Genomic DNA, 11,973 nt, shown 5'->3' on the forward strand with positions numbered 1-11,973 from the left:
CCCGGGATCGGTGGCGGTGATCGAGGGTAGGACCCACCTCGCCCCCCCCACGCGTACGGGGGAGGGAGCCACGGTCCATGACTGCGGAGGAGCGGCCGGACGGCGCCGGACCGCCGCCGATCACGGATCCGCGGTCGGCGCTGGAGCGCCTGAGAGGGTTCCCCGGTCAACTGGTCGAGACCGATCGTCCGGTGGACCCGAACGCGCAACTCGCCGGGGTCTACAAGCGGGTGGGCGCCGGCGGGACCGTGGCGCGCCCCACACGCGTCGGACCAGCGATGATCTTCAACGGCATCGCGGGACACCCCGGCGCACGCGTGCTGGTGGGCCTGATGGCGAGCCGCGAGCGGGTGGGCATCCTGCTGGACTGCTCGCCGCGCCGGCTCACCCAGCGCATGGCCGAGGCGTACGAACACGCCCTGGGGCCGGTCGCGGCCGGACCGGGCGAGGCCGCCTGCCAGGAGGTGGTCCACCGAGCCGAGGACCCGGGGTTCGACCTCCGGCGGATCCTGCCCGCGCCGACCACCACCCGGCTCGACGCCGGGCCGTACTTCTGCCTGGGGCTGGTCCTGGGCAGCGACCCGAGCTCGGCACCGACGTGACCATCCACCGGCTCTGCGTCCAGGGCCGCGACGAGATCTCGATCTTCTTCGCGCCCGGCCGGCACATCGACGGGTTCCGCCGGCGCGCCGAGGCGGCGGGCCGGCCGTTCCCGGTCTCGGTGAACATGGGGCTGGACCCGGCGATCCACATCGGCGCGACGTTCGAGGCCCCGACCACGCCGCTGGGCTACGACGAGCTGGCCATCGCCGGCGGTCTGCGCGGCGCGCCCGTACGGCTGGCGGACTGTCTCACCGTGGAGCAGAAGGCGATCGCGAACGCCGAGATCGTGATCGAGGGTCACATCGGCCCCGGCCGGCGGGTCGCCGAGGACCAGAACACCCACACCGGCCATGCCATGCCGGAGTTCCCCGGCTACACCGGTCCCGCCAACCCGGCGCTTCCCGTCCTCAAGGTCACCGCCGTCACCACCCGGACCGACCCGATCCTCCAGACGCTCGTCGGCCCGGGTGAGGAGCACACGAGCCTGGCCGGGATCCCCACCGAGGCCAGCATCTTCCGCGCCCTCCACAAGGCCATGCCCGGCCTGGTCACCGAGGTGCACGCCCATACCGCCGGCGGCGGAAAGTTCCTGGCCGTTCTCAAGTGCGTCAAGAGCAGTGCCTTCGACGACGGCCGGGCGCGGCAGGCCGCGCTGGTGGCGTTCGGGGCGTACACGGAGTTGAAGAACGTCATTCTCGTCGATCGGGACGTCGACATCTTCGACACCGACGACGTGCTGTGGGCGATGCAGACCCGCATGCAGGGCGACGTGGACATCACCATTCCCGGCGTCGCCGGCCACGTACTCGATCCCACCCAGGGGCCCGACTACAACCCCGCACTGCCCGCCCGCGGCGCCACCGCCAAGACGATCTTCGACGCCACCGTGCCGTTCCGGCTCGCCGCCGCCTTCGAGCGCGCGCGGTTCGAGGACGTCGACCCTCGGCCGTACGCGCCGGAGCTGGACCTGCCGTACCCCTGACCGCACGCTCGGCCCCTGGAGCCCGCGCAGCCTTTATGGGGCATTTGCGAAGTTCGGCGAGTGCTCGGATATGCATTTTGCATATCGGATGTTTCCTTTATTGACCGCGGCCGGGCCGATTTCCGATAATCAATTCCTGGGGCGTGTTATCCCGGTTATATTGACAACCCCTTCCCGACCCGGCCGAACGCCCGACGCCTGCGACTCGCGGGCCCGCCGTAAGAAGGACAATGCAGCTGATCCGTTCAGTCAGGACCGGAGAAGCGCTGACGCTGCAGTTCCTGCTGATGACGATCGGCGCGGTGATCGGAGTGGCGCTGCTGGGCGTGTCACTCGTGGTCGACCTCGCCGGGCTCAACCAGCCGGAGACGCCGCGGATGCCCACCGGGTACCCGACGTCGCTGCCGTCGATGCCCTCGAACTTCCCGTCGAACCTTCCGTCGAACCTTCCGTCGAACCTGCCCACCCTGCCGTCCATGCCGTCCCTGCCGACCGGCGTGCCCACCGGCCTGCCGACGGACCTGCCCACCGTTCCCGGGAGCGCTCCATGATCCCCGGCCCGCCGGCCGCCCGACCGGGTCCCGGCGGCCCCGGCGGGCCACGCGGACCCGGGGGCCCAGGCGGCGGTCCCGGGGGCCCAGGCGGCGGTCCCGGAACCCCTGGCGGTCCCATCGGCCCCGGCGGCGGTCCCGGTGGCCCCGGCTGGGGTCCCGGTGGCCCAGGCTGGGGGCCCGTAGGTCCCGGCGGCCCGGGGAGTCCGGAGGGCGCGGCCCGTCCCGCCGCGGGTGGGCGGATCCGTGACGACTCTCTGGTGCGGGCGCGGGCGCTCCTCATCGCCCGGCTCGCCATCGCCCTCTACCTCGTCGAGCTCCTGCTCAACCTGACCCGCCCGCACGTGCTGCCCGGCGAGCCCACGCTGTCGATCTTCCAGAGGCTGCCCGGCGGGTCCGGCTCGCTCGGCCGGCTGCTCTCCATGCCCCGCGCCGTCTTCTGGGCCGTGCTGGCCGGCATCGTGGTGGGCGCGATCATCCAGGGCGTGGTCCTCATCACCCGGCCCCAGGGCCGCCGCGCGGTCACCGCGACCTGGGCGATCCTGGTGGCGCTGCTGGGACCGTTCTCGCTGATCTCCCTGGCCGCCGCCGGGGCGTTTCCGCTGGTCGCCCTCTTGTGCCTGCCCAGCACCGCGTTCGTGCTGTGGCTGCTGCACCACGGCCAGCGGTTCGCGCGGGTGCCGCTGCCGATGCTGCTGGCGGCGTTCGGCTGGGGCGCCCTGATCGTGTTCGGCCTGGGCCGCGCCTACACCGGCCTGGCGTTCGGCACCCTCAACGGCTACCTCGCCAAGGGCACGGGCACCGACCTCAGCCGGCAGCTCTCGACCCAGTACCGCCTGCTCGACATCGGGGTGGTGCACCTCGCCGCCGTGGACACGCTGATCACGGCGGCCGGCGTCCTCCTGCTGCTGCTCCTGTTCCGGCATCGCGTCACCGACGTGCTCACCGGTCTGGTCCTGGGCGCCGCCGCCGGACTCGGCTACAACTTCGTGGAGAGCGTCCTGCTGGTCAAGCTGTACGGCTCGCTGAGCATGTTCACCGGCGCGACCAGCGGCTTCGAGTACTGGATCCGGCAGTCCATCGGCCTGCTCGGCGGGCAGGTGACGTTCGGCGCGCTGGCGGGGGCCGGGCTCGGCATCGCCGCCCGGGCGCCCACGGTCCGGGCCCGGAGGCTCGTCGCGTGCGGCGCGCTGGTGGCGGCGATCGGCGGCGCGGTGGCCGCCGAGACGCTCTCGGCCTGGATCTCCCACCTGACCTCCGATCACGTCGACGTCGGGGGAGCCGCGGACACCCTGGTGATCTCGCCGTTCCTGTGGCTGCTGCCGCAGACGCCGTTCATCGTCGTGGTCTTCATGCTGCTGGTGACCGGGCGGCGCGAGCGTGCGGCGGCGGCACGCGACTGCGTGGCCGCCGAGGCCGCGGAGGGCGTGGCCATCACCAAGGCCGAGGCGTCATACCTGGCCGATCCGGCACTGCGCTTCTGGGCGCTGGTGAACACCTGGCGCTGGTACGGCCGCGCCACGGCGCTGGCGCTGTACCGCCTGCAGTCCGCGCAGCTCGACCTGGCCGCCCGGCGCCTGGAGCCGCAACGCGCCGACGACGCCGAGAGCCGTGAGGAGGGTGACCGATTGCGTACGAAGGTCGCGAGACTGAGGACGCCCACCGCCCCGGCGGTGACACCGTGACCGCGCCGCGCCGTGCGGCGGGCGTCGCCGCGGGCGCGTTCCTGCTGGCCTGCCTCGTGCTCCCGCTGTCCGCGCCGCCCGCGTCGGCGTGCAACGTCGGCTACGTCTACAAGCCGACGATGAGCCTGAACAAGCCGCACATGGGCCTCCGCAAGCCGTGCTCCACCCGGACGTCGATGGCCGGAGTCGCGATGGTCGTCATGCTGACGGCCGGCGCCCTGGCCGCCGCCGGCGTCCTAGCCCTGCGCAAAGGGGAGAGGACGACGCGGCGCCCCGCGCCGCCACCGGCCCCCGGACCGGGACGGTTCGGGCGACCTGCGGCGGGCCCGCCCCCGGCCCTCGCCGGCTACCTGCGGGCCACCGGCCTGCTCGCGGCCGCTCCGCCGTACCCCGGTCCGTACCCGGCAGGAGGAGGTCACGGTGCGCACCCGTAGCCCTCGCCGTACGGCGGTCCTCGCCGCGGCCGTCATCGCGCTCGCCTCAGCGGCCCCTGGCGCGTTCGCGTCGCCGCGCGCCGCGGGCTCGTCCGCCACGGCGGCCGTGGCGGACGAGGACCCGAACGCGATCGTCCAGCGCATCGACGCCGACCTGAAGGCCAACGACTTCGACGCGGCCGACGAGGAGATCGGCAAGCTCAGGAGCCTCTGGGCCAAGGCGCGGCAGGACACGACATCAAGGGGCCAGCAGGCCGCGAACAGGCTGCAGGGCGTGATCGACCAGCAGGCCCGGCGGGTCGTGGACGCGAAGATCGACTATGCGCTGCGCCAGTCGACCGCCACCAAACAGCAGGGCGAACGCTACTGGGAGGCCGTCATCGCCGGCGCGATCCGCCCCCAGGTCACCGGCTTCAACCAGAAGTTCCGCGAGTCGCCTCTGGACAGGCGGCGCAGAGCGCAGCAGGGCGACACCGCGAACCGCGACGCCGAGATCGACGTCGAGACGGCGACGGCCATCGTCGAGGTGACCGTCGGTGAGGGATCAGGCAAGGCCACCCAGATCCTGGGCACCCCCAGCCGCGTGGGCCTGCTGAACAACCCGCTCGCGAATCCGGCCGGCAAGCCCGTCATCCTCGTCGCCCCCAAGGGGCTCAAGCCCCAGCTGGCCACCCGGCTCCGGTCCGCCGGCGTCAAGATCGTCAACAACCAGACGGAACTGCGCGACGAACTGGCCGCTCTGGACAGGTCCCGACAGGCCGCCAAACGGCAGAAGAAGGAGCAACTGCGGGCCAACCTGGGCCTCAACTGCCCCGGCGGCCCGAACAAGGAGAGCATCGGCGGCATGACGGCGCGGGGCGTGCCGGCGGCCTCCGCCCCCGGCTGCTCGGGCGACGACGGGCTCTCGAACGCGCTCGACTCCAAGGACCTGGGCGGCGTGGACTTCTCCACCCTGGAGTTGCGCTACCTGTCCGACAGCCCGGGATCGGTGAAGTACTCCTTCTCCGCGAGCCCGGCCGCTCCCGGCGCCGAACAGGATTCGCTCGCCGCCCTCGACGCGGCCACGACGAGCACGGCGGACCTGCGCACCTGGCTGGTGCTGAACCCGAACAAGTTCTGGGTCAACCTCAACCCCACCGAGCCCGACCGGATCATCGACCCCGCTCTGGGCGAGACGAACGCCGGGCGCGCGCTGCTCGACGCCGACCTGGCGATGAAGCGCACCGAGGGCAGGCTGCTCAACCCCAAGACCGCGCTCGGCGAGCGCTACTGGAACGCGCTCCTGGGCTCGGCGAAGAAGACCTGCTACACCTCCCGGATGTGGATCGTGCCCGGCGACGTCGAGGTCCGCGAGGACGGCTCGTCGCTGTACGTCATCAAGGCGTCCCTCAACGTCAAGGCCAAAACGGACCATCTCAGCGGCAACTACGCCTGCCCGTCGGACCCGGCGGCCGACGCGCGGAACGAGCGGCTCGAGCAGACGCTGGTGGTCCCCAAGATCGTCGAGGCGGTCAACACGGCGCCGGAGTACGCTCCGATCCGCCGCGCCTTCCTGGCCCGTGTGGTGGCCGAGTGGATCCGGCAGCGCCACCAGGAGGGTCACCACACGTCGTTCGACAAGCTGATCGACTCGGGCGACATCGGCCCGGCCAGGCTCACGAACGGCTGGCGGCCCCGCCAGGTGTTCGACGATTACGTCCACTCGATCCAGCGCGGGGAGTTCACCTACCGGCACACCGTCCACGAGGGCCGGGGCGTCGTCACGTACAAGATGACGCTCGGCGGCGTGGACTTCAGCCGGCTCGACCCCACCCGGCTCAGCGCCGCGCAGATGCGGCAGCGGCAGCCGGGGCTGCCGCAGACCGTCAAGGCGTCGGGGACCCGCCCGGTGGCGGCCTCGGACGGGTCGATCTGGCTGGGGGAGAGCGCCGGGTCGTCCGGCGGCGGGCTGTGGTCCCGTACGACCGGCACGCTCGCCTCCTTCGCGACCGGGCGCACCGGCCTGGCGATCCTCATCGTGGTCGCGCTGGCCGTGGTGGCCTTCGGCATCCGCGGAGGCGCGGGGCGCCGACGGCAGGAGCCGTGACCGAGCACAGCGAGGGAGTCATGGACGCGCCCCTGTGGTCCCCCGCCCCGACTCGTCAGGTGCGGGGGAGCGGTGCCTCGTCGTGGGCCGGCAGGTCGGCGAGAGTGTCGAGGACGGGCCCGGCCGCGATCACCAGGCGGGCGTCGTCCTCCGGGAGTTCCGCCATCAGCGTGGCGAGCACCTCTGCCTCGCCGTGCGCCAACGACCGCAGCACGGCCAGGCCCGTCGGCGTGGCGGCCACGCGGGTCGCGCGACCGTCGGTGGGGTCGGCCTCGCGGTCGACGAACCCGGCCGACCGCAGGCCCGCCACCACGGTCGTGGCGGTCGGCTGGGAGCACGGCACGCGGCGGGCGATCTCGCCGATCCGCAGCGGGCCGTACTGGTTGAGCAGGGCGAGAACGATGAGCTGCGTCGGGTGCACCGTGCCGTTGTGACCCGTACGCCGCAGGCGGCGCATGAGGCGGTGCATCGCGATCACGACGTGCAGCGCCTCGTCGGCGCTCACCGTCCTCGCAGTCATGCTCAGGATAGTTTCAGCGTCGGTTTGTACATGTCCAGCCACAAGGCCAGGTCAAGCGTGCGTTCGAGACCGTGCCGAGACTCCTGCGTGATCTGCGGCGTGTCGACCTCGACCGCACGGGCGAGCCAGTCGCGGCTGACGATGTCGAACACCGGGTGGCCCGGCGCCGACAGGTACTCCCGCGCGCTGTCCTGCAGCTTCACCGCGTACTTGGGGTCCTGGGTGGACGGGTACGGCGACTTGACCCGCTCCGCCACCGACTGCGGCAGCACGTCGCGGGCGGCGCCGCGCAGCAGCGACTTCTCCCGGCCGTCGTAGGTCTTGAGGGACCACGGCGTGTTGTAGACGTACTCCACCAGGCGGTGGTCGCAGAACGGCACGCGCACCTCGAGGCCGACCGCCATCGAGGCGCGGTCCTTGCGGTCGAGCAGGATCCGCACGAAGTGGGTCAGGTGCAGGTAGCAGACCTTGCGCATCCGCCACTCGAAGTCGCTCTCGCCGTCGAGGCGCTCGACGTCCGCGATGGACGTGTCATAGGCGTTCTGGACATAGCGCCGCAGGTCCATGGCCTTGGCCAGGTCGGGCGCGAGGATGTCGCCGTTGTTGACGAAACGATTGGCGAACCGCACGAGCCAGGGGAACGTGCTGGCGCGCTGGGCCTCGGGGTCGAAGAACTGCTGGTAGCCGCCGAACACCTCATCGGCCGACTCGCCGGACAGCGCCACCGTCGAGTGCTCACGGATGGCCTTGAACAGCAGGTACAGCGAGGCGTCCATGTCGCCCATGCCGGCCGGGATGTCACGCGCCCGGATGACCTTGGAGCGTACCTCCGGGTCGGCGAGCTGGTCGGAGTTCAGGACGATGTCCTGGTGATCGGTGTGGGACAGCGCCGCGACGTCGTGCACGTACGGCGTGTCCGGCGTGGCGCGCAGGTCGTCGGGGATGAAGTTTTCGGTCTGGCCGACGAAGTCCACGGCGAAGCTGCGGACGGTCTCACCGACCTCGGCGAGCTGCTTCGCGGCGATCGCCGTCATCGCGGACGAGTCGAGCCCGCCGGACAGCAGGGTGCACCGCGGCACGTCGGAGACGAGCTGGCGGCGGACGATGTCCTCGAGCAGCTCACGCACGTGGGCGACCGAGGCGGCCTGGTCGTCGGTGTGCTCGGTGGTGCGCAGCGTCCAGTAGCGGGTGGTGCGCAGGCCGTTCGCGCCGACGCTGACGATGGTGCCCGGCTCGACCTCGCGCATGCCCTCCCAGATCGCGTGGCCGGGCGTCTTGACGAACGCGAACAGCTCGTGCAGGCCGTCGAGGGTCAGGGTGCGCTCGGCGAGCGGGTTGGCCAGGATCGCCTTGGGCTCGGAGCCGAACAGCACGCCGTCGGCGGTCTCGTAGTAGTAGAACGGCTTGATGCCCATCCGGTCGCGGACCATGACGAGCCGGTTCTCCCGGGAGTCCCAGATCGCGAAGGCGTACATGCCGTTGAGCCGCTCGGCGAACGCGTCGCCCCATTCGAGGTAGGCGCGCAGCACGACCTCGGTGTCGGAGTCGGTGCGGAACCGGTGTCCACGGCCGGTGAGCTCGTCGCGGAGCTCGGTGAAGTTGTAGGCCTCGCCGGAGTACACCATCACGACCGGCCCGTTCGGGGTGTCGACGCTCATCGGCTGCCGGCCGCCCGGCAGGTCGATGATGGCCAGCCGCCGGTGCCCGAGAGCGGCGTGATCGGTGATCCAGGTGCCCCGGTCGTCCGGACCGCGGCAGGCCATGGTCTCGGTCATCGCGTCGACAGTGGCGCGTTCGGCGCGCAGATCACGCTCGAACGACACCCACCCGGTGATTCCACACATACAACCTCCAACAGGCAGTCGATCCCATACGGCGCGTAGCTCGATGATCACCTTCCGCCAACTTGTATTAGCGAACTATATAAATTTCATGTTACACGCTCCTCACAAGCCGAGTCACGTCCAGTGATGTGGCTGGTGAAGAGAGGCCTCGATGGGCCGGGATCGACCAGAAAACGTGCCGAGGGCTTCGGGGTCCGCGAGGCGAATGTGACGGATCTGGCGGATCGCGAAGCGCGTGGTCTCGCGCCGGGGCGCCGTCGTCGGCGCGGACCGACGTGCCGGGTCGCGTACGGCCGCGGTCAGGAGCGCGCTTTGGCGGTGGCGCGGTCATTGGCCTTCTGCAGAGCCTGGACCAGCTCGCCCTTGCTCATCCGTGACCGGCCGGGGACGTCCATCCGCCTGGCGAGGTCGTACAGGTGCTCCTTGGAGGCGTTCGCGTCGACGCCGCCGGCCGACGGCAGCGATGTGTAGCGTCCGCCCGCGGACTGCTCGTCCGAGGGGCCCTTGGCGCCCTTGTTCTTGGGCTCCCAGTGATCGCCCACCTTCTCGTGCGTGTGCTTGAGCGCGCCGTACGCGACGCGGTGCGCCCGCTGTCCCTCGCCGTACTGCGCGACCGCGGAGTCGTGGGCCTTGGCGAACGTGCGCTGGGCCTTCGCGTCGGACCGTTTGATCGTGTCGGGCAGTTCGCTCGGCTTGGCGGTGCCCTTCCTGGTCGTCTTGGGCATGTCTCCTCCCTGACGTCATGGGGGGCTCACTGCAGGACCTACCCAGCCGAACGCGCCCGCACCGGGCATTCGCGGATATATGGCCAGATGGGCGTCCGGGGCGCCGTCCGCGGGGGCCACCTCCGGCATCCGCCGTTTCACCCCGGCGGGGAGGGTACGTGTCCGGCCGATGGCAAGTGTCGACCGTGGGGAGTGCTCGTGAAGGTATCGCTCGTGTTGTGCCTGCCCAGGGACGCCGAAACCGTCCGCGTCACCCGGGAGATCCTCGATGCCTCCCTGGCCACGCTGGAGGTGGCGAGCGACATCCGTGACGACATCACGCTGGCGCTGGGGGAGGCGTGCGCCAACGTCATCCAGCACGCCGACCCGAGCGATGAGTACGAGGTCAGGGTCCAGGTGACGAACACGCGATGCGTGGTGGAGGTCGTCGACACCGGCCGTGGGTTCGACTCCGCGCTGCTGAACCAGGTCCACGCCGACCAGGTGGCCACCGCCGAGCACGGACGCGGCCTGCAGATCATCGACGCCCTGTCGGAGAACCTGCGGATCGAGAGCCGTCCTCTGCAGGGCGCGATGATCCGGTTCGAGAAGCGTCTCCGGTCGGAGCCGTCATTCGCGGGGTCGGCGCGCTCCGGCGCGGCGGACTCCCCGCCGGGGCGCTGAACCGCCTCCGGCGACCGGCGCGGGAACGGCCGCCCGGCGCCGAACCGTGTCCGGGGGTTAGAGGACTGGTGGTACCTAGTCGAGGGACGCTAACATGCGCTTCGAGCGACGACAAGGTACTTTCCGACTCACGGGAGGGCGTGCATGCGACCGGACACGACGCCGCGCGGCTCGGACGCGGACACCGGCGGCGCGGTGCGGCGCACACGACGCCGGGGCGAGGAGGTCGAGCGGGCCGTCCTGCGGGCCGCCGTGGACGAGCTGACCGAACGCGGGTATGACGGGTTCACGATGGACCGCGTCGCCGCCCGGGCGGGCACCAACAAGACGGCGATCTACCGGCGCTGGTCCAGCCGCAGCTCGCTGGCGCTCGCGGCCTACCGCGAGATGGTCGCCCGGCCGGACGACCCGCCGGACACCGGCGACCTTCGATCGGACGTCATCGAGCTGCTGCGTTCGGTCGCCGACCGGCTGGCCTCCCCGTCCGGCGCCGAGGTGCTGCGCGGCCTCATGATGGACGCGCGCCGCGACCCGGAGCTGATGGCCGCCCTGCGCGACGACTTCGTCCGCAGCGAACCGGGCACCATGCTGATCCTGCTGGCGCGCGCGGTCGCCCGCGGTGAGGCGCGCCCGGAGGCCCTGGTGCCGCGCGTCGCCACCGTTCCCGTGGCCCTGCTCCGCGACGAGCTCACCATGAGGGGGCCGGGGGGCATCTCCGACGAGACGATCGCGGAGATCGTCGACCTGGTGTTCCTCCCGCTGGTCCGGCCCGTGCCCCGCTGACCGGGGTACTTCCCGAAGGCGGACGGCGGCGGCCCGGGGGAGCCGCGTTCGACGGCCGGCGGGCCGGGCGCCTGATGTCCTGGCGGAACGTCCGCGTCGAGCGGAGTCGCCCAGAGCCGGCAGGCGTTCGGCGTACACTCACGGGTGGTAGCCGGACGACTACTTTGTGGACTGCAAATGGGAACCCGCATTACGGCACTACCGGTGGGCGAGATCCGGCCGGGTGACCATGCCGCGTTCCCGTTCGCGACGGCCGCGGAACAGGCGCAGGTCATCGGGCCGTTCCTCCGGGACGGCCTGGCCGCCCGCCAGAAGGTCATCTACGTCGGTGAGAGGGGCCATCGCGGGCTCCCCGGGCTCGGCGACCCCGCCGACGCCGACCGTCTCGTCCGTACGGGGCAGCTACGGGTCATCCCGAGCGGTGTGGTCTGGCTGTCCCAGGGGCGTTTCGACCCCGACCGGATGTTCGCGGTGATCGGCCGGGAGGTCACCGAGGCCGCCGAGCAGGGATATCCGGCGGTCCGGCTCACCGCCGACATGAGCTGGGCGCTCCGCCGGCCCGGCGCGTACCCGCTGATGCTGGCCTGCGAGGCCCGGTTCGCCCAGGCCATCGCGGCCGAGACCGCCGTGATGGCGATCTGCCAGCTCGACCGCAGCCGCTGCCCCGCCGAGCAGGTCAGGGCGCTGACCGGCACCCATCGTCTGCGGGTGACCGCCAACCCCGTGTTCGACGACGGCGTCCTCCGCATCACCCGCAGCCACGCGCCCGACGGCCTGCGGCTCGCCGGCGAGCTCGACACCGCACGCCAGGAGCCGTTGCTGACCGCGCTCACCTCGATCGGCGGCGCCACCGCCGACGCGCACCTGGACTTCGCGGAGGTGCGCTTTCTCGACCTGGGCATCCTCAGCCTCCTGGTCACCTACGCCCTGCGCACCTCGCCCGGCCGGCGGCTGGTCCTGGACAACCTTCCGCCCGATGTGGCCGGCCTGATCCAGACGCTCGGCTGGCGCCACCTGCCGGGCCTCGCCCGCGGACGCTCCCGGCTGCCGTGACCGGCGGCGCGGGCTGAGGCACGCCGACGCCGGAGGCGGCGACC

12 protein-coding genes are annotated in these 11,973 nt (G+C 71.8%); 9 read left to right on the forward strand and 3 right to left on the reverse strand.

Features of this window, described 5'->3' with window-relative positions; translation table 11 throughout:
• The first annotated feature begins 77 nt into the window (after window positions 1-77).
• The 6 genes from ABEA10_RS25745 to ABEA10_RS25770 all read left to right on the forward strand — a co-directional run bounded on the left by ABEA10_RS25745 (window position 78) and on the right by ABEA10_RS25770 (window position 6,341).
• The gene (locus ABEA10_RS25745) at window positions 78-602 is read left to right on the forward strand and encodes a UbiD family decarboxylase domain-containing protein (RefSeq protein ID WP_345468341.1); all 525 of its coding nucleotides are present in this window, start codon (window positions 78-80) and stop codon (window positions 600-602) included.
• On the forward strand, window positions 599-1,585 hold the full coding sequence (locus ABEA10_RS25750) for a UbiD family decarboxylase domain-containing protein (protein WP_345468343.1): 987 nt from the start codon (window positions 599-601) through the stop codon (window positions 1,583-1,585). Before ABEA10_RS25745 ends, ABEA10_RS25750 begins: the two co-directional genes overlap by 4 nt.
• Window positions 1,586-1,815: 230 nt before the next feature.
• The gene (locus ABEA10_RS25755) at window positions 1,816-2,136 is read left to right on the forward strand and encodes a hypothetical protein (protein WP_345468346.1); all 321 of its coding nucleotides are present in this window, start codon (window positions 1,816-1,818) and stop codon (window positions 2,134-2,136) included.
• A gap of 260 nt (window positions 2,137-2,396) precedes the next feature.
• On the forward strand, window positions 2,397-3,821 hold the full coding sequence (locus ABEA10_RS25760) for a PrsW family glutamic-type intramembrane protease (RefSeq protein ID WP_345468348.1): 1,425 nt from the start codon (window positions 2,397-2,399) through the stop codon (window positions 3,819-3,821).
• Window positions 3,818-4,255 (forward strand): hypothetical protein, encoded by a 438-nt coding sequence (locus ABEA10_RS25765; protein WP_345468350.1) that lies wholly within the window; start codon window positions 3,818-3,820, stop codon window positions 4,253-4,255. The genes ABEA10_RS25760 and ABEA10_RS25765 overlap by 4 nt, the downstream gene beginning before the upstream one ends.
• Window positions 4,242-6,341, forward strand: coding sequence for a hypothetical protein (locus tag ABEA10_RS25770; RefSeq protein WP_345468353.1), 2,100 nt, complete (start codon window positions 4,242-4,244; stop codon window positions 6,339-6,341). Before ABEA10_RS25765 ends, ABEA10_RS25770 begins: the two co-directional genes overlap by 14 nt.
• A gap of 55 nt (window positions 6,342-6,396) precedes the next feature.
• Here ABEA10_RS25770 and ABEA10_RS25775 read toward each other — a convergent pair whose 3' ends face one another.
• The 3 genes from ABEA10_RS25775 to ABEA10_RS25785 all read right to left on the reverse strand — a co-directional run bounded on the left by ABEA10_RS25775 (window position 6,397) and on the right by ABEA10_RS25785 (window position 9,430).
• Window positions 6,397-6,861 carry a MarR family winged helix-turn-helix transcriptional regulator gene (locus tag ABEA10_RS25775; protein ID WP_345468355.1) on the reverse strand — a complete coding sequence of 155 codons (465 nt, stop codon included), beginning with the start codon at window positions 6,859-6,861 and terminating at the stop codon, window positions 6,397-6,399.
• A gap of 2 nt (window positions 6,862-6,863) precedes the next feature.
• A complete protein-coding gene (gene asnB, locus ABEA10_RS25780; RefSeq protein ID WP_345468357.1) occupies window positions 6,864-8,705 on the reverse strand; it encodes an asparagine synthase (glutamine-hydrolyzing) in 1,842 nt (613 codons plus the stop codon).
• Window positions 8,706-9,004: 299 nt separating this feature from the next.
• A complete protein-coding gene (locus tag ABEA10_RS25785) occupies window positions 9,005-9,430 on the reverse strand; it encodes a ChaB family protein (protein WP_345468360.1) in 426 nt (141 codons plus the stop codon).
• Window positions 9,431-9,628: 198 nt separating this feature from the next.
• Between ABEA10_RS25785 and ABEA10_RS25790 the strand changes: the two genes are divergently transcribed.
• The 3 genes from ABEA10_RS25790 to ABEA10_RS25800 all read left to right on the forward strand — a co-directional run bounded on the left by ABEA10_RS25790 (window position 9,629) and on the right by ABEA10_RS25800 (window position 11,929).
• A complete protein-coding gene (locus ABEA10_RS25790; RefSeq protein ID WP_345468362.1) occupies window positions 9,629-10,093 on the forward strand; it encodes an ATP-binding protein in 465 nt (154 codons plus the stop codon).
• Between the two features lie 144 nt (window positions 10,094-10,237).
• Window positions 10,238-10,876, forward strand: coding sequence for a TetR/AcrR family transcriptional regulator (locus ABEA10_RS25795; protein WP_345468364.1), 639 nt, complete (start codon window positions 10,238-10,240; stop codon window positions 10,874-10,876).
• 177 nt (window positions 10,877-11,053) lie between these two features.
• Complete coding sequence (locus tag ABEA10_RS25800) at window positions 11,054-11,929, forward strand: MEDS domain-containing protein (RefSeq protein WP_345468366.1); 876 nt, start codon at window positions 11,054-11,056, stop codon at window positions 11,927-11,929.
• Window positions 11,930-11,973 lie beyond the last annotated feature (44 nt).

The sequence above is a fragment of the Actinoallomurus oryzae genome (genome assembly GCF_039541955.1).
In the GTDB taxonomy this organism is placed as follows: Bacteria; Actinomycetota; Actinomycetes; order Streptosporangiales; family Streptosporangiaceae; genus Actinoallomurus; species Actinoallomurus oryzae.